The following is a 17050-nucleotide window of genomic DNA, read 5'->3' as shown; positions in this document are numbered from 1 at the left end:
TTGATGCACGACTTCCGAGTCGAGCCCCTGGAAGGCCCCGTGAACACCCCCAGCGCCGCCCCGTCCTCCCCGGCGTCTCCGTCCTCGGCCGCCCCGGCGTTGGCGCCCCCGCCCACCCCGGGTGAGGGCACCCCGATCCGGAGGGGTGCCCTCGGCCCCGTGGGGCTGGTCCTGGCCGGAGGCATCTCGGTGCAGTTCGGTGGCGCGCTGGCGGTCACCCTCATGCCGCGCACCGGCACGCTCGGAGTCGTCACCCTGCGCCTGCTGGTGGCCGCGATCGTGCTGATGGCCGTCTGCCGGCCCAGGGTGCGCGGGCACTCGCGGGCGGACTGGGGCACGGTCGTGATCTTCGGTCTCACCATGGCCGCGATGAACGGCCTCTTCTACCAGTCGGTCGCCCGTATCCCGTTGGGCCCCGCCGTCACCCTCGAGGTCCTCGGCCCGCTCGTCCTCTCGGTCCTCACCTCCCGCCGTGCCCTGAACCTCCTCTGGGCGGGCCTCGCCCTCGGCGGCGTCTTCCTGCTCGGCGGCGGAGGCTTCAGCTCCCTCGACCCGGTCGGCGTCGCCTTCGCCCTGTCCGCGGGCGCGATGTGGGCGGCGTACATCGTCTTCAGCGCGCGTACGGGCCGACGCTTCCCCCAGGCGGACGGGCTCGCGCTCGCCATGGTGGTCGCGGCGGTGGCGTTCCTGCCGCTGGGGATCGCCGAGTCCGGGACCCGGCTGATCGACCCGACGACCGTGGCCCTGGGCGGCGCGGTCGCCGTCATGTCCTCCGTGCTGCCGTACACCCTCGAACTGCTCGCGCTGCGCCGCCTGCCCGCCGCGACCTTCGCCATCCTGATGAGCCTGGAGCCCGCCGTCGCCGCGACCGCCGGCTTCCTCGTCCTGGACCAGGCGCTCTCCGCCACCGAGGCCCTCGCGATCGCCCTGGTCATCGCCGCGAGCATGGGGGCGGTACGGACACAGGTGGGGCGGGGCAGGGCGAAGAACGTCGGTTCGGGCGGTTCCGGCGGTGCGGTCGGGTCCGGCGGTTCGACTTCTTCGGCTGCTTCAGGCGGGTCGTAGCAGCCGGAGGATCATCTCCACCGTCCGCTCGACGGGGCGGGCGCGTGCCGTGGCGCTGAACAGCAGGGTGCGGGTCAGGACGGCGCCCAGCAGCATGTCGAACACGTCGTCCGGGTCCACGGCGGGGTCGACGGTCCCGGGTGGCGCGGCGCGCAGGATGTCCTGGAAGAGCGGTCGCGCCGACATACGGACGTACACCTCCGGCGGTCCGGTCCGGTCCGACGTCTGGTGGTGCGCGAGCAGGCCCGCGGCGGCCGCGCGGGCCGCGGGAGTGCTGAAGGCCGCCAGGTAGGCGCGGACGAACCGGCCCAGATCGCGGCCGAGATCCCCCGTCGGCCGCACGCTCAGCGGGCTGAGCCCGGGAAACGTGGCCTCTTCGATCAGCTCGATCCGGGACGGCCAGCGCCGGTAGATCGCGGAGGCGTGCACGCCGGAGTGTTCGGCGACCGCCTGGATCGTCGTCGCGTCGAAGCCGCGCTGGACGAGCAGTTCGCGCGCTGCCGCGAGGGCCCGTTCGTCGATGCTCGTGTCCCGGGGGCGACCGGGGCGACGGCGCGGCTCTGTCATGGCGGACATCGTAATGATCGGCTGTTCACGCCCTCCTATTTATAGGAGGGACTCTTCTATAAATGGCGTGGCGTCGCTACAGTCCGAGCGGGGATCCGAGTGTGGATCAGAGCGGGGATCCGAGCGGGGAAGGGCTGTGACGGATGACCGAGACCGAAGAGCTGCGCGCCGCCGTCGAGTTGCCGGCGGCCAAGGTCCACGCCCTGGACATCGTCGTCGACGGCGATCGGGCCACCGGCCGCGGCCACGCGCCGCACCTGCGCCGGGACGCCGACGCCTGCCGGTTCTGGGCCTTCCAGGTCTCCGCGAACACCTGGCGCTGGGCGCGCACCCCGCAGGGCCGGCGCATCGCCGAGCGGGTCAACGCCGACCTCGACGGGACCGAGGGCCCCCGCGCGATGCTCGCGCCGCCAGGACCGGGTCCAACAGGAGGCGGTGACCAGCACCGATGACCCTCCGAGGCCCCTCCGGCGAACCTTTGACGACCCTTCGGCGATCGAGCGGACGAGGTGTGGAGAGTGGCTGAAGCCCTGACCGACAAGTACGGCCCCTGGGGCGTCGTCGCCGGTGGATCCGACGGCGTCGGCGCCGCGTTCGCCCACGCGATGGCCGCCCGCGGCATGAACGTGGTCCTGGTGGCGAGGCGCGTACCGGTACTGGAGGCGTCCGCCGCCGAGATCCGGGCGACGTACGACGTCGAGACCCGCACGGTCGCGCTCGACCTCAGCGCCCCGGACGCGTTGTCGGAACTGACGCGGGCCACCTCCGACCTGGAAGTCGGCCTGTTCGTCTACAACGCGGGCGGCGACGACCGCAGCGTCGCCTTCCTCGACAAGGACCTCGGCAGCCACCTCGAACTGGTCCACCGCAACTGCCTCGGCCCGCTCGAAGCGGCGTACCGCTTCGGCGGTCCGATGGTGGCGCGCGGGCGGGGGGCCGTGGTGCTGGTGACGTCGGGCGCGGCCTGGGCGGGCGGCGCGACGCTCGCCGCCTACGGCGCCACGAAGGCGTTCGACCTCATCCTCGCGGAGAGCCTGTGGGCGGAGTGGCGCACCCGCGGGGTCGACGTACTGGGGCTCGTTCTCGGCAAGACCGACACCCCGTCCATGCGCCGGGCGTTCGACGCCGAGGGCAAGCCGTACGGAGAACTCGCCGACCCCGACGAGGTCGCGGCGGCGGCCCTCGACCACCTCGCCGACGGCCCCACCTGGATCTACGGGAGCGACACCCCGACCGGCGGTTCCCCGTTCGGCGCGCTCAGCCGACGCGACGCGGTCCTCGCGATGAGCCGGGGCGCGTCCGCGCACGGCGACGACGCCTGACTCCTGGTCATAGGGAGTTCTGCCGGCGGTGTCCACGCTGACCGCGGGGGCGGCGCCCGACGGCGTCTTCCGCTCCCTTTAGCCCGCGCGGGACGTCTTCCTGCGGCCCGCTCCGGGTTCTTCCTGTGGTCCGCTCGGCACATCAATTAATGCAAGCATGCTTGCTTGTTTCTGTGGCCGCTGCCATGCTCCAGAGCGCACCGCGAAAGACTCCGCACGCCCGCCGCGCATCGCCGCACTTCGCGGCGCATCGCCCGCGCGCCGCCGCACACCGTCGTGCCCCGAGGGGAGCTCCATCGTGTCCGACCCGTCGTCAGTGATCGACGATCTGCACCGGGAGAGCGAGGAACTCGACCTGCTGGTGGGGGACTTGGCAGAGAGCCGCTGGGCACTCGCCACCCCCGCCGCCGGCTGGACCGTCGCTCACCAGATCGCCCACCTGGCCTGGACGGACCGTTCCGCCCTGCTCGCCGTGACGGACGCCGAGGCCTTCGCCAAGTTGGTCGAGAAGGCGATGGCCTCGCCCGGCGGATTCGTGGACGAGGGCGCGGAGGAGGGGGCCGGGCTACCGCCCGCCACGCTGCTCGGCGACTGGCGGGCGGGGCGAACGGCGCTGGAAGAGGCCCTCCGCGCGGCCCCCGCCGGCACCCGCTTCCCCTGGTACGGTCCGCCCATGTCGGTCGCCTCCATGGCCACCGGCCGCCTGATGGAGACCTGGGCCCACGGCCAGGACGTGGCGGACGCGCTGGGCGTGACGCGCACTCCCACCGACCGCCTCCGCCACGTGGCCCGCATCGGCGTACGGGCCCGCGACTTCGCCTTCCACGTACGGGGGCTCACTCCGCCCGCCACCGAGTTCCGCGTCGAACTGGTCGGCCCCAAGGGCGAGGTGTGGACGTACGGACCCGAAGAGGCACCCCAGCGCGTCACCGGCCCCGCCCTCGACTTCTGTCTCCTGGTCACCCAGCGGGCCCACCGCGGCGACCTCGCCGTACGGGCGGACGGCCCCGACGCCGACCGCTGGCTGGACATCGCGCAGGCCTTCGCGGGTCCACCCGGACAGGGCCGCGCGTCCAAGGGAGACGCCAGGTGACCGTCGCGCCCCTCCGGATAGGCAACGCCTCCGGCTTCTACGGCGACCGCTTCGACGCGATGCGCGAGATGCTCACCGGCGGCCCCCTGGACGTCCTCACCGGCGACTACCTCGCCGAACTCACCATGCTCATCCTCGGCCGCGACCGCCTCAAGAACCCCTCCGGCGGCTACGCCCGCACCTTCCTGGGCCAGTTGGAGGAGTGCCTCGGCCTCGCGCACGAGCGGGGCGTGCGGATCGTGGCGAACGCGGGCGGCCTCAACCCCGCCGGACTCGCGGACGCCGTACGGCAGTTGGCCGAGCGCCTCGGCATACCGGTGCGCGTCGCCCACGTCGAGGGCGACGACCTGACCGCCGGCCACCCCAGGAGCCTCGCCGCGCACGCCTACCTCGGTGGTGCCGGGATCGCCGCCTGTCTGCGCGAGGGCGCGGACATCGTGGTGACCGGTCGGGTCACCGACGCGGCGCTGGTCACCGGGCCCGCCGTCGCCCACTTCGGCTGGGCGCCGGACGCGTACGACCGCCTCGCCGGCGCCGTCGTCGCCGGTCACGTCCTGGAATGCGGCACCCAGGCCACCGGCGGCAACTACGCCTTCTTCACCGACCACGACCCGGCGCGCCTTCGGCACCCGGGATTCCCGCTCGCCGAACTCCACGAGGACGGCACCAGCGTCATCACCAAGCACGGCGGCACCGGCGGCCTCGTGGACATCGGCACCGTCACCGCACAGCTCCTCTACGAGACCTCCGGCGCCCGGTACGCGGGCCCCGACGTCACCGCCCGCCTCGACTCGGTCCGCCTCACCCAGGAGGCCCCCGACCGCGTCCGCGTCTCCGGTGTACGTGGCGAGGCCCCGCCCCCCACCCTCAAGGTCGGCCTCAACCGCCTCGGCGGCTACCGCAACGAAGTCGCCTTCGTCCTCACCGGCCTCGACATCGAGGCGAAGGCCGCCCTCGTCCGGGACCAGATGGAGGCGGCCCTCGACGCGGCCAAGTCGCGCCCCACGGAGGTCCGCTGGGACCTCGCCCGCACCGACCACCCCGACGCCCCCACGGAGGAGACCGCGAGTGCCCTCCTGCGCCTCGTCGTACGCGACCGGGACCAGGACGCGGTGGGCCGCACCCTCAGCGGCGCCGCCATCGAACTGGCCCTGGCGAGCTACCCCGGCTTCCACGTGATCGCGCCCCCGGGAAAGGGCTCCCCGTACGGGGTCTTCGAGGACGTGTTCGTCCCCCAGGGCGCCGTGGAGCATGTGGCGGTCCTCCACGACGGGCGACGGGTGCCGGTCGCCCCGGCCGCCGACACCCTCGTACTCGAACCGGCGCCCGAGCCCGCTCTGCCCGAACCGCTCCCTCCGGGGCCGACGCGACGCGCTCCTCTGGGCGTGGTCGCGGGTGCGCGCAGTGGGGACAAGGGAGGGAACGCGAATGTCGGGGTGTGGGTGCGATCGGATGACGCGTGGCGCTGGTTGGTTCATCAACTGACAGCTGACAGATTTCAGAATCTGATAACTGAAAGCTGTCATCTGAAAGTTGTCCGTCACACTCTGCCGAACCTCCGCGCCCTCAACTTCGTCGTCGAAGGAATCCTCGGCGAAGGCGTCGCCTCCCAGCACCGCTTCGACCCCCAGGCCAAGGCCCTGGGCGAATGGCTCCGCTCCCGCCACCTCGACATCCCGGAGGCCCTGCTGTGACGGTCCTGGCGTCCGCCCTGGACACCGCCGCCCCCGACTACACCGCCCACCGCGAGGCCATGCTCGCCAAGCTCGCCGAGCTGGACACCGAACACGCCAAGGCGCTCGCGGGCGGCGGCGAGAAGTACGTGGCCCGGCACCGCAAGCGCGGCAAGCTGCTCGCCCGTGAACGCATCGAGCTGCTGCTCGACCCCGACACACCGTTCCTGGAGCTGTCGCCGCTCGCGGCCTGGGGGAGCGAGTACGCGGTCGGCGCGTCGCTGGTGACCGGGATCGGGGTCGTCGAGGGCGTGGAGTGCCTGATCACCGCGAACGACCCGACCGTGCGGGGCGGCGCCAGTAATCCCTGGAGCCTGAAGAAGGCCCTGCGGGCCAACGACATCGCCCTCGCCAACCGGCTGCCGTGCATCAGCCTGGTGGAGTCGGGCGGCGCCGATCTGCCGTCGCAGAAGGAGATCTTCATCCCCGGGGGAGCGATTTTCCGCGACCTCACCAGGTTGTCGGCGGCGGGGATCCCGACCGTCGCCGTCGTCTTCGGGAACTCCACCGCCGGAGGCGCGTACATCCCCGGCATGTCCGACCACGTGATCATGGTCAAGGAGCGGGCGAAGGTCTTCCTGGGCGGGCCGCCGCTGGTGAAGATGGCGACCGGCGAGGAGAGCGACGACGAGTCCCTGGGCGGCGCCGAGATGCACGCGCGCGTGTCGGGTCTCGCGGACTACTTCGCCGTCGACGAACAGGACGCCCTCCGCCAGGCCAGGCGCGTCGTCGCCCGGCTCAACCACCGCAAGGCGTTCGGCGATCCCGGTCCGGCCGAGCCCCCCAAGTACGACGAGGACGAGCTCCTGGGGATCGTCCCCGGCGACCTCCGACACCCCTTCGACCCGCGCGAGGTCATCGCCCGCGTGGTCGACGGCTCCGACTTCGACGAGTTCAAGCCCCTCTACGGGACGAGCCTCACGACCGGCTGGGCAACCCTCCACGGCTATCCCGTCGGCATCCTGGCCAACGCCCAGGGAGTGCTGTTCAGCGCCGAGTCCCAGAAGGCCGCCCAGTTCATCCAGCTCGCCAACCAGCGCGACATCCCTCTCCTCTTCCTGCACAACACCACCGGCTACATGGTCGGCAAGGAGTACGAGCAGGGCGGGATCATCAAGCACGGCGCGATGATGATCAACGCCGTCTCCAACTCGAAGGTCCCCCACCTGTCCGTCCTCCTGGGGGCCTCCTACGGAGCCGGTCACTACGGCATGTGCGGGCGCGCCTACGACCCGCGCTTCCTGTTCGCCTGGCCCAGCGCCAAGTCCGCCGTCATGGGTCCCCAGCAGCTCGCGGGCGTCCTCTCGATCGTCGCCCGGCAGTCGGCCGCGGCCAAGGGGCAGCCCTACGACGAGGACGCCGACGCGGCCCTGCGCGCCATGGTGGAGCAGCAGATCGAGTCGGAGTCCCTGCCGATGTTCCTGTCCGGGCGGCTGTACGACGACGGGGTCATCGACCCCCGCGACACCCGCACCGTTCTCGGCCTGTGCCTGTCCGCGATCCACACGGCCCCCTATGAGGGTGCGCGCGGTGGCTTCGGCGTCTTCCGGATGTGAGGTCCCAGTGATTACTTCTGTCCTCGTGGCCAATCGGGGCGAGATCGCCTGCCGGGTCTTCCGCACCTGCGGTGAGTTGGGGATCCGGACCGTCGCCGTGTACTCGGACGCCGACGAGAACGCCCTCCACACGCGTGTGGCCGACGAGGCGGTACGGCTGCCGGGGGCGGCGCCCGCGGACACGTATCTGCGCGGCGACCTGATCGTGAAGGCCGCCCTGAGCGCGGGCGCGGACGCCGTGCACCCCGGGTACGGCTTCCTCTCCGAGAACGCCGGCTTCTCGCGGGCCGTCCTCGACGCGGGCCTCGTCTGGATCGGGCCGCCGCCCGAGGCCATCGAGGCGATGGCCTCCAAGACGCGCGCCAAGAAACTGATGGGGCTCGAACCGCTGGAGACGGTCACCGCCGCCGATCTCCCGGTGCTCGTCAAGGCGGCCGCGGGCGGCGGCGGACGCGGTATGCGCGTCGTACGCGAGCTCGACGCCCTCGACGCCGAGCTGAGCGCCGCCCGCGCCGAGGCCCTCAGCGCCTTCGGAGACGGCGAGGTCTTCGTCGAGCCCTACGTAGAGGGCGGCCGGCATGTGGAAGTGCAGATCCTCGCCGACGCGCACGGCACGGTCTGGGCGCTCGGCACCCGCGACTGCTCCCTCCAGCGCCGCCATCAGAAGGTCGTCGAGGAGGCCCCGGCCCCCGGTCTCGGCGACCTCACGGAAACCCTCTACGACCTGTCCGTGCGGGCCGCCCGAGCCGTCGACTACGTGGGCGCGGGAACGGTCGAGTTCCTGGTCGCCGACGGCAAGGCCCACTTCCTGGAGATGAACACCCGCCTCCAGGTCGAACACCCGGTGACGGAGGCGGTCTTCGGCGTCGATCTCGTCGCGCTCCAGATCCAGGTGGCGGAAGGCGCGGTGCTCGCGAACGACCCCCCACGCGCGCGTGGGCACGCGATCGAGGCCCGCCTGTACGCCGAGGACCCGGCGCGGTCCTGGGCCCCGCAGACCGGCACCCTGCACCGCCTCGCCGTCCCGGAGGGCGTCCGCCTGGACACCGGTTACACCGACGGCGACCCGATCGGCGTCCACTACGACCCGATGCTGGCGAAGGCGATCGCGTACGCGCCCACACGCGCGGAGGCCCTGCGCAAGCTGTCCGGTGCCCTGGAACGTGCCGACATCCACGGCCCGGCGACCAACAGGGATCTGCTCGTACGCTCCCTGCGGCACCGGGAGTTCGCCGAGGCCCGCATGGACACCGGGTTCTACGAGCGCCACCTCGCCGCCCTCACGACGTCGGCCCCGGACCCGTACGCGCCCCTGGCGGCGGCCCTGGCGGACGCGCGGGGCCACGCCCGCTCCCGGTTCGGCGGCTGGCGCAACCTCCCCTCGCAGCCCCAGGTCAAGCGCTACGACCTGGCCGGCACCGAGCACGAGGTGCGCTACCAGCACACCCGTGCGGGCCTCACGGCCGACGGGGTGCGCGTGATGCACGCCGACGCCCGTCTCGTCGTACTCGAAGTGGACGGCGTAAGCAGGAAGTTCGAGGTGACGCGGTACGGCGACCAGGTGTTCGTGAACGCCACCGCCCTCACCGCCCTGCCCCGCTTCCCCGACCCCACCGCCCAGCAGGCCCCCGGCTCCCTCCTGGCTCCCATGCCCGGAACCGTCGTCCGCGTCGCCGAGGGACTGGCCACGGGAGCCGCCGTACGGGCCGGAGAGCCCCTCCTGTGGCTGGAGGCGATGAAGATGGAACACAAGATCTCCGCGCCGACGGCAGGCACGCTCACGGCCCTCCACGCCACCCCCGGCCAACAGGTGGAGGTCGGGACCCTGCTGGCAGTGGTGGAGACGACACCGGTGAGTACAGCGCCCCGATAGGGGCGCGGGGAACCGCGCGACCAGCCACAGACAACCCGCAGCGAAATGACGGCCCCAGGAGCCCCCATGAGCCCCGCCACAGAAACCGAAGAGCACAAGGCCCTCCGATCCGCCGTGGCCGCCCTCGGCAAACGCCACGGCCGCGACTACGACATCGACACCCTCTGGTCCGAGGCCGCCAAGCTCGGCTACCTCGGCGTCAACCTGCCGGAGGCATACGGTGGTGGGGGCGGCGGCATAGCCGAACTCTCCATCGTCCTGGAAGAACTCGGCGCCGCGGGCTGCCCCCTCCTGATGATGGTCGTGTCGCCGGCGATCTGCGGCACGGTGATCGCCCGCTTCGGCACGGAGGCCCAGAAACAGGAGTGGCTCCCGGGCCTGGCCGACGGCACCCGCACCATGGCCTTCGGCATCACCGAACCCGACGCGGGTTCCAACTCGCACCGCATCACCACCACCGCGCGCCGGGACGGTGCCGACTGGCTCCTGAGCGGCCGCAAGGTGTTCATCTCCGGCGTCGACATCGCGGACGCCACCCTCATCGTGGGGCGCACGGAGGACGCGCGGACGGGCCGCCTCAAGCCCTGCCTGTTCATCGTCCCGCGCGACGCCGACGGCTTCGGGCGGCGGCGGATCGACATGGAACTCCACAGCGCGGAGAAGCAGTTCGAGCTGACCCTCGACGACGTGCGGCTGCCCGCCGACGCGCTCGTCGGCGACGAGGACGCGGGCCTGCTCCAGCTCTTCGCGGGGCTCAACCCCGAGCGGGTGATGACGGCCGCGTTCGCGATCGGCATGGGCCGCTACGCGCTCTCCAGGGCCGTCGAGTACGCCCGCGAGCGCACCGTCTGGAAGCAGCCCATCGGCGCCCACCAGGCCGTCGCCCACCCCCTCGCACAGGCCCACATCGACCTCGAACTCGCCCGCCTGATGATGCAGAAGGCGGCGTACCTGTACGACTCCGGGGACGACGTCGCCGCAGGTGAGGCCGCCAACATGGCCAAGTACGCGGCGGGCGAGGCCTGTGTGAGGGCGGTCGACCAGTCCGTGCACACCCTCGGCGGCAACGGCCTCACCCGCGAATTCGGCCTCGCCTCGTTGATAACGGCCTCGCGCGTGGCTCGTATTGCTCCGGTGAGCCGGGAGATGATTCTCAACTACGTCTCCCACCAGACCCTGGGCCTGCCCAAGTCGTACTAGCCCGCCGCTCCACGAGCCGCTCCAGGAGGAACCGTGTTCCGCAGCGAGTACGCCGAAGTACCGGCCGTAGAGGAACCCATTCACGAGGCGGTCCTCGGCCGCGCCGCCGAGCGCGGCGACACGCCCGCGCTGATCGACGGAGTCGACGGCACCACGCTCACGTACGGGCAACTGGACCGGTTCCACCGGCGGCTGGCCGCGGCGTTCGCCGACGCGGGCGTCCGCAAGGGTGACGTCCTCGCCCTGCACAGCCCGAACACCATCGCCTTCCCGACGGCGTTCTACGCCGCCACGCGCGCGGGGGCGTCGGTCACGACCGTGCACCCGCTCGCCACGCCCGAGGAGTTCGCCAAGCAGCTGCGGGACAGCGCCGCGAACTGGATCGTGACCGTGTCGCCTCTACTGGAGGCGGCGCGGCAGGCCGCCGAGCTCGCCGGCGGAGTGCGGGAGATCTTCGTCTGCGACAGCGCGCCGGGGCATCGCTCGCTGATCGACCTGCTCGGTTCGACCGCGCCCGAACCGGAGATCGACATCGACCCGGTGACGGACGTCGCGGCCCTGCCGTACTCCTCCGGGACGACCGGCATACCCAAGGGGGTGATGCTCACCCACCGGTCCATCGCCACCAATCTGGCGCAGCTGGTGCCCTTCTTGCCGATGGGCGAGGGCGAGCGCATCCTCGCGGTGCTGCCCTTCTTCCACATCTACGGGCTGACGGCCCTGATGAACGCGCCCCTGAGGCAGGGCGCCACCGTCGTCGTACTGCCCCGCTTCGACCTCGACACCTTCCTCGCGGCCATCGAGAAGCACCGCATCAGCGGCCTGTTCGTGGCGCCGCCGATCGTGCTGGCCCTGGCCAAGCACCCGGCCGTCGCGCGGTACGACCTGTCGTCCCTGAAGTACATCGTCTCCTCCGCCGCGCCCCTGGACGCCAAACTCGCGCTGGCGTGCGCCGAGCGGCTCGGGCTGCCGCCCATCGGCCAGGGCTACGGGATGACGGAACTGTCTCCCTGCACGCACCTGGTCCCCGTGGACGCCGCCCAGGACGCGCCCCCGGGAACGGTCGGCAGGCTCGTCCCGGGCACCGAGATGCGCATCGTCTCCCTCGACGACCCCGACAAGGACCTGGGCGTCGGGGAGGCGGGCGAGATCGTCATCCGCGGTCCCCAGGTCATGAAGGGCTATCTGGGGCAGCCCGAAGCCACCGCCGCGATGATCGACCCGGGCGGCTGGCTGCACACCGGAGACGTCGGCCACGTGGACACCGAGGGCTGGCTGTTCGTCGTCGACCGCGTCAAGGAGCTCATCAAGTACAAGGGCTTCCAGGTCGCGCCCGCCGAACTGGAGGCCCTCCTCCTCACCCACCCCGGCATCGCGGACGCGGCCGTCATAGGGGTCTACAACGAGGACAACAACGAAGTCCCGCACGCCTTCGTGGTGCGCCAGCCGTCCGGCGCCGGTCCGGCAGGTCCGGCGGCGGACCTCTCCGACGTCCCCGGCCTCTCCGAAGGAGAGGTGATGATGTACGTCGCCGAGCGCGTCGCCCCGTACAAGAGGGTCCGCGGCGTCACCTTCATCGACGCCGTCCCACGGGCGGCCTCCGGAAAGATCCTGCGTCGGGAACTGCGGGGCCTGTCATGACCGTTGAACCGGTTGTCCGCGTGGCACACGACCGCGCCGTCACCACCCTCACCCTCGACTCGCCCGCCAACCGCAACGCCCTCTCCGCCGCGCTCGTGGGCGAACTCGCGGACGGGCTCACCCGGTGCGGCAAGGACCGTGACGTCCGCGCGGTCGTCCTCGCCCACACGGGAAACACGTTCTGCGCGGGCGCCGACCTGCGCGACCCCCCGCACCCGGACGCGCTCGTCGCCCTGCTGCGGCAGATCGTCGAGCTGCACAAGCCCGTGGTGGCCCGGGTGACGGGCCATGTGCGGGCGGGCGGACTGGGGCTCTTGGGAGCCTGCGATCTGGCGATCGCCTCCAAGGAGGCCACGTTCGCCTTCACGGAGGTACGCATCGGCGTCGCGCCCGCCGTGATCTCCCTTCCCCTGCTGCCCCGTACGGACCCCCGCGCCCTCGCCCGCTACTACCTCACGGGCGAACGTTTCGACGCGGCGGAGGCGGTACGGACGGGACTCCTGACGGAGACCGGCGACGACGTCGACATCACCCTGGAACCCGTCCTGGACGGCCTGCGCCGCGCCTCCCCCCAAGGCCTGGCCGAGACGAAACGGCTGCTCACGGCTAGGGTGCTGGAGGCCTTCGACCGGGACGCGGACGCCCTGACCGCGCTCTCGGCCGAACTGTTCTCCTCCGCGCAGGCCCGCGAGGGGATGACGGCCTTCCTCGAACGACGGGATCCCGCATGGGTGGTGTGAGCACGACGCAAGCCGCGGAGCGCGCGGAGCCCACGGACGCCGCGAACGCGACCACGGACGCGGCGGACGCGACCACGGACGCGACGGAGTCGGCCGAAATCGTCCCCCGCAGTCCCCGGCTTCCGCACGTTCCCAAGCAGGACCGCAGCCGCGCCACCCGGCAGCGGCTGCTCGCGGCCGCCGTGGCCTGTCTCGCCGAGCACGGCTGGGCGGGCTCCACGGTCTCCGTCGTCGCCGAGCGCGCGGGAGTGTCCCGGGGGGCCGCCCAGCACCACTTCCGCACCCGCGAGGACCTGTTCACCGCCGCGGTGGAGTACGTCGCCGAGGAGCGCTCCACCGCGCTGCGCGCCCTGTTCCCGGAGGGTGCCGCCGACCGCCGCGAGGTGGTCGTGGCCCTGGTCGACCTCTACACCGGCCCCCTCTTCCGCGCCGCCCTCCACCTCTGGGTCGCCGCCTCCAACGAGGAGCAGCTCCGCCCCAGGGTCACCGAGCTGGAGGCCCGCGTGGGCCGCGAGACGCACCGGATCGCCGTGGAACTCCTCGCCGCCGACGAATCCCGCCCGGGCGTTCGCGAAACGGTCCAGGGCCTGCTGGACATGTCCCGCGGCCTCGGCCTCGCCAACCTCCTCACGAACGACGGGGGGCGACGGGAACGGGTGGTGGCGCAGTGGGGCGTACTGCTGGACGAGGCGCTGGGCTGAGCCCCGCCGACGTCACTGACCGAGCCCCGCCGACGTCACGGACTGAGGCGCTCCGCCCGCCAGCTGCCGTCCGGCTCCACCACGTACCGCAGCCGGTCGTGGAGGCGGTTCTCGCGGCCCTGCCAGAACTCGACCGTCTGGGGGGCGATGCGGAAGCCGCCCCAGTGCGGGGGCACGGGGACCTGCTCACCCTCCGGGTAGCGGGCGCTCAACTCCTCGTAGGCGGCGTCGAGCTCGTCCCGGGAGGAGATGACCGAGGACTGGGCGCTGGCCCAGGCGCCGAGCTGGGAGCCGTGCGGGCGGGTGCGGAAGTACGCGGCGGTCTCGTCGCGGCCGGTGCGCCGCGCCGTTCCGGTGACGATGACCTGGCGGGCCATCGGATGCCAGGGGAAGAGCAGCGAGACGTACGGGTTCTCGGACAGCTCGCGGGCCTTGCGGGAGTCGTAGTTGGTGTAGAAGACGAAGCCCTGCTCGTCGTACTGCTTGAGCAGCACCGTGCGTGAGCTGGGCCGGCCCTCCGCGTCCGCCGTGGAGACGACCATCGCGTTCGGCTCGTACACCATGCCCTGCACGGAGGCCTGCGCGGCCTGCTTGAACCAGCGGGCGAACTGGTCCATGGGATGCGCGGCGAGATCGGCCTCGACGAGCCCCTCGGCGCGGTAGTGGGCGCGCATCGCGGCGGGGTCGGCGGCGAGTTCTTCGGCGTCGCCCGCGGCTTCCGCGGCGGCGGCTTCCGCAGCGCGCAGGACGAGGGGCTCGGCGGCGGATTCATCCGGGAAGCGGTCGCGGTCGGTCACGCGGTCATCTTGCCGTATCCCGGTACGGCATCGAGTGTCAGTGGGTGGCACTCAGTGCCGCAGGGCCTCCCCAAAGGTGGCACTCGGAGATATGGTGCTGCCACCGTTCCGGTGGGATGACCGCCGGTCGCACGGGGCATCACCGGGAAGACGTACCGGACCGCGAGTCCACGAGCCGACCGTGGAGCCGGACGTCCACCACCCATCATCGACGCACGGTTTTCCCTTCCAACCGCAAGACGCGCCCCCACCATCACCCCGCACCATCACCCCCATAAATCCCCCGTCGTACACATCACGAGGAGCCGCCTGATGTCCGACTTCGTACCCGGACTCGAAGGAGTCGTCGCGTTCGAGACGGAGATCGCCGAACCGGACAAGGAGGGCGGCGCACTCCGGTACCGGGGCGTCGACATCGAGGAACTGGTCGGCCACGTCTCCTTCGGAAACGTGTGGGGCCTCCTCGTGGACGGCGCCTTCAACCCCGGCCTGCCGCCCGCCGAGCCGTTCCCGATCCCCGTCCACTCCGGCGACATCCGCGTCGACGTCCAGTCCGCGCTCGCCATGCTCGCCCCCGTCTGGGGCCTCAAGCCCCTCCTCGACATCGACGAGGCCCAGGCCCGCGAGGACCTCGCCCGCGCCGCCGTCATGGCCCTCTCGTACGTCGCCCAGTCCGCCCGCGGCCAGGGTCGGCCCATGGTTCCGCAGAGCGAGATCGACAAGGCGCACTCCGTCGTCGAACGCTTCATGATCCGCTGGCGCGGCGAGCCCGACCCCAAGCACGTCGCGGCCGTGGACGCCTACTGGACGTCCGCCGCCGAGCACGGCATGAACGCGTCCACCTTCACGGCCCGCGTCATCGCGTCGACGGGCGCGGACGTCGCCGCCGCCCTCTCCGGTGCCGTCGGGGCCATGTCCGGGCCGCTGCACGGCGGCGCGCCCTCCCGCGTCCTCGGCATGATCGAGGAGATCGAGCGCACGGGCGACGCGGAGGCCTATGTCAAGAAGGCCCTCGACAAGGGCGAACGCCTGATGGGCTTCGGCCACCGCGTCTACCGAGCCGAGGATCCGCGCGCCCGTGTCCTGCGCCGCACCGCCCGCGAGCTCGGCGCTCCCCGCTTCGAGATCGCCGAGGCGCTGGAGAAGGCGGCCCTGGAGGAGCTCCACGCGCGCCGCCCGGACCGCGTCCTGGCGACGAACGTCGAGTTCTGGGCCGCGATCATGCTCGACTTCGCCGAGGTCCCGGCGCACATGTTCACGTCGATGTTCACCTGCGCCCGTACGGCGGGCTGGTCGGCGCACATCCTGGAGCAGAAGCGCACGGGACGGCTCGTACGGCCGTCCGCGCGCTATGTGGGCCCCGCTCCGCGCAGCCCCCAGGAGATCAAGGGCTACGAGGACATCGCGCACTGAGCCCCCGTCGAGCCCAGGAGCGGCCGGTCATCACGCGGGGGTCAGCAGCTCCGCGTGATGACGGGTGGCGACCAGGGGGTGGGCCCGCAGTTTGCCCTTCAGCTCGTTGAAGCCGTACTCCGCGAACAGCGGGTTCGCCGGGTCGTCGGTGACGCCGGGCGCGGCGGAGGCGTGCGGGAAGGGCAACGGCTCCACGCGCGCGTCCAGGCGCGGGTTGTAGAAGAAGGGCACGGAGAACCGCTCGGTGGCCCCGGGCGGACTGACGACCCGGTGGTTGGTGGCGACGAGGTAGCCGTTGGTGGCCACTTCCAGCAGCTCGCCCAGGTTGACCACGAACGCCCCCGGCAGCGGCGGCACCTCGTGGAAGAGGCCGTCCTCGCGCTGCACCTGAAGGCCGCCGACCTGGTCCTGGAGCAGCAGCGTCAGGAATCCGTAGTCCTTGTGCGCGCCCACGCCCTGGTCGGCGCCGTCGCCCGCGCTGCCCGGGTAGCGCACGAGCTTCAGATGCGGATGGGCCCGCTCGCCGAAGATCGGCTCGTAGAAGTCGGCGGGCGCCCCGATCGCGGTGAGCAGCTCGCGCAGCAGGCGGGCCGCGACCGAGCTGAGCCGGTCGATCCATGCCAGCGCGGCGGTCCGCAGCTCCGGCAGCGCGGCGGGCCACTGGTTGGGCCCTTCCAGCCACCAGTAGGCGGGCTCGCCGGGGCCGGGCCTGCGCGCGGGCCGCTCGGCCCCTATGTCGAGCTGGTCCCGCCAGTCCCGGCTGCCGCCCGTGCGCTCGTCGCCGGTGCGCGTGTACCCGCGGAAGTGCGGCGAGTTGACGTTGTCGAGGGCGAGCCGCTCGGCCTCGGGCAGCGCGAAGAACCGGTGCATGGCGTCGAGCAGGGCGGCGGTCTCGCCCTCGGTCACCCCGTGCCCGACGAGCTGGAAGAAGCCCACGTCGTGGGCGGCGCTGTGCAACTGCGCGTGCAGCAGGGCGCGGGCCTGGGGGCCGCGGTCGGCCGCGGAGAGATCGATGATCGGAAGCTGCTGGTAGGGCCGGTGCTGTCGGCTCTGCCGGCTCTGCAGGTACTGAGCAGAAGACGTGTTCGTCGTCATGAGGTGCGTCCGCAGGGTGTACGGGTGCCCGGGCGGCCGCCGGGGATGGGGCGGGGGCCACGGGTGCCAAGGGGAAGAAAGGGGGGGCCGAGGTCAGGAAGAAGCCCGACAGCCCATGCTCGTGACGCGCACGAAGTCCACGTGTCGGCGTCGAACGAGCATCGGAAGCATGGTCCAAGAGTACTGCGGACCCCGTGAAACGCATGTGCCCTACCTCACATGCCCTGCGAAACGCAGACGACCCGCGAGCTCGG

General features: G+C 72.1%; 15 protein-coding genes. 12 read left to right on the top strand and 3 right to left on the bottom strand.

The annotated features are described in order from the left end of the window. Positions 1-39 precede the first annotated feature (39 nt). A complete protein-coding gene (locus FNV62_RS24030) occupies positions 40-1065 on the top strand; it encodes an EamA family transporter (protein WP_144316521.1) in 1026 nt (341 codons plus the stop codon). Here the strand turns inward: FNV62_RS24030 and FNV62_RS24025 are convergent. Then, complete coding sequence (locus FNV62_RS24025) at positions 1051-1632, bottom strand: TetR/AcrR family transcriptional regulator (protein WP_097289042.1); 582 nt, start codon at positions 1630-1632, stop codon at positions 1051-1053. The genes FNV62_RS24030 and FNV62_RS24025 overlap by 15 nt on opposite strands. A 143-nt stretch (positions 1633-1775) precedes the next feature. Here FNV62_RS24025 and FNV62_RS24020 point away from each other — a divergent pair, with 143 nt between their 5' ends. The 10 genes from FNV62_RS24020 to FNV62_RS23975 all read left to right on the top strand — a co-directional run bounded on the left by FNV62_RS24020 (position 1776) and on the right by FNV62_RS23975 (position 13491). Next, positions 1776-2084 carry a hypothetical protein gene (locus FNV62_RS24020; RefSeq protein WP_143602069.1) on the top strand — a complete coding sequence of 103 codons (309 nt, stop codon included), beginning with the start codon at positions 1776-1778 and terminating at the stop codon, positions 2082-2084. A 66-nt stretch (positions 2085-2150) separates the two neighbouring features. After that, on the top strand, positions 2151-2954 hold the full coding sequence (locus FNV62_RS24015) for an SDR family NAD(P)-dependent oxidoreductase (protein WP_097285211.1): 804 nt from the start codon (positions 2151-2153) through the stop codon (positions 2952-2954). A gap of 298 nt (positions 2955-3252) precedes the next feature. Next, positions 3253-4047, top strand: a complete 795-nt coding sequence (locus FNV62_RS24010; protein ID WP_143602067.1) for a TIGR03084 family metal-binding protein — start codon at positions 3253-3255, stop codon at positions 4045-4047. After that, positions 4044-5741, top strand: coding sequence for an acyclic terpene utilization AtuA family protein (locus FNV62_RS24005; RefSeq protein WP_143627083.1), 1698 nt, complete (start codon positions 4044-4046; stop codon positions 5739-5741). Before FNV62_RS24010 ends, FNV62_RS24005 begins: the two co-directional genes overlap by 4 nt. After that, positions 5738-7336, top strand: a complete 1599-nt coding sequence (locus FNV62_RS24000; protein ID WP_054235653.1) for an acyl-CoA carboxylase subunit beta — start codon at positions 5738-5740, stop codon at positions 7334-7336. Before FNV62_RS24005 ends, FNV62_RS24000 begins: the two co-directional genes overlap by 4 nt. Positions 7337-7343: 7 nt before the next feature. Beyond that, positions 7344-9209, top strand: coding sequence for an acetyl/propionyl/methylcrotonyl-CoA carboxylase subunit alpha (locus tag FNV62_RS23995; protein ID WP_143627081.1), 1866 nt, complete (start codon positions 7344-7346; stop codon positions 9207-9209). Between the two features lie 66 nt (positions 9210-9275). Next, complete coding sequence (locus FNV62_RS23990; RefSeq protein WP_054235651.1) at positions 9276-10409, top strand: acyl-CoA dehydrogenase family protein; 1134 nt, start codon at positions 9276-9278, stop codon at positions 10407-10409. A gap of 33 nt (positions 10410-10442) precedes the next feature. Then, the gene (locus FNV62_RS23985) at positions 10443-12050 is read left to right on the top strand and encodes a 4-coumarate--CoA ligase family protein (protein WP_054235650.1); all 1608 of its coding nucleotides are present in this window, start codon (positions 10443-10445) and stop codon (positions 12048-12050) included. Next, positions 12047-12790, top strand: coding sequence for an enoyl-CoA hydratase family protein (locus FNV62_RS23980; RefSeq protein ID WP_143627079.1), 744 nt, complete (start codon positions 12047-12049; stop codon positions 12788-12790). Before FNV62_RS23985 ends, FNV62_RS23980 begins: the two co-directional genes overlap by 4 nt. 98 nt (positions 12791-12888) lie before the next feature. Next, positions 12889-13491, top strand: coding sequence for a TetR/AcrR family transcriptional regulator (locus tag FNV62_RS23975; RefSeq protein ID WP_097289041.1), 603 nt, complete (start codon positions 12889-12891; stop codon positions 13489-13491). Positions 13492-13526: 35 nt separating this feature from the next. Here the strand turns inward: FNV62_RS23975 and pdxH are convergent, their stop codons facing one another. Continuing rightward, positions 13527-14165 (bottom strand): pyridoxamine 5'-phosphate oxidase, encoded by a 639-nt coding sequence (pdxH, locus tag FNV62_RS23970; protein WP_054235665.1) that lies wholly within the window; start codon positions 14163-14165, stop codon positions 13527-13529. A gap of 435 nt (positions 14166-14600) precedes the next feature. On the opposite strand from pdxH, the gene FNV62_RS23965 reads away from it, so the two are divergent. Further along, complete coding sequence (locus FNV62_RS23965; RefSeq protein ID WP_097285207.1) at positions 14601-15701, top strand: citrate synthase 2; 1101 nt, start codon at positions 14601-14603, stop codon at positions 15699-15701. A 30-nt stretch (positions 15702-15731) separates the two neighbouring features. Here the strand turns inward: FNV62_RS23965 and FNV62_RS23960 are convergent, their stop codons facing one another. Then, positions 15732-16796 (bottom strand): isopenicillin N synthase family dioxygenase, encoded by a 1065-nt coding sequence (locus FNV62_RS23960; protein WP_225900350.1) that lies wholly within the window; start codon positions 16794-16796, stop codon positions 15732-15734. Positions 16797-17050: the final 254 nt, after the last annotated feature.

It is taken from the genome of Streptomyces sp. RLB3-17 (genome assembly GCF_007113425.2).
GTDB classification, from domain to species: Bacteria; Actinomycetota; Actinomycetes; order Streptomycetales; family Streptomycetaceae; genus Streptomyces; species Streptomyces mirabilis_D.
The sequence above is the reverse complement of the archived record's forward strand: the minus strand, read 5'-3'. Positions and strand labels throughout refer to the sequence as shown.

Excerpts from the sequence above, each read along its gene's own strand:
- FNV62_RS24025 (WP_097289042.1), bottom strand. The coding sequence starts at position 1,632 with ATGACAGAGCCGCGCCGTCGCCCCGGTCGCCCCCGGGACACGAGCATC.
- FNV62_RS24020 (WP_143602069.1), top strand. The coding sequence starts at position 1,776 with ATGACCGAGACCGAAGAGCTGCGCGCCGCCGTCGAGTTGCCGGCGGCC.
- FNV62_RS23990 (WP_054235651.1), top strand. The coding sequence starts at position 9,276 with ATGAGCCCCGCCACAGAAACCGAAGAGCACAAGGCCCTCCGATCCGCC.
- FNV62_RS23980 (WP_143627079.1), top strand. The coding sequence starts at position 12,047 with ATGACCGTTGAACCGGTTGTCCGCGTGGCACACGACCGCGCCGTCACC.
- pdxH (WP_054235665.1), bottom strand. The coding sequence starts at position 14,165 with ATGCGCGCCCACTACCGCGCCGAGGGGCTCGTCGAGGCCGATCTCGCC.
- FNV62_RS23965 (WP_097285207.1), top strand. The coding sequence starts at position 14,601 with ATGTCCGACTTCGTACCCGGACTCGAAGGAGTCGTCGCGTTCGAGACG.
- FNV62_RS23960 (WP_225900350.1), bottom strand. The coding sequence starts at position 16,796 with ATGACGACGAACACGTCTTCTGCTCAGTACCTGCAGAGCCGGCAGAGC.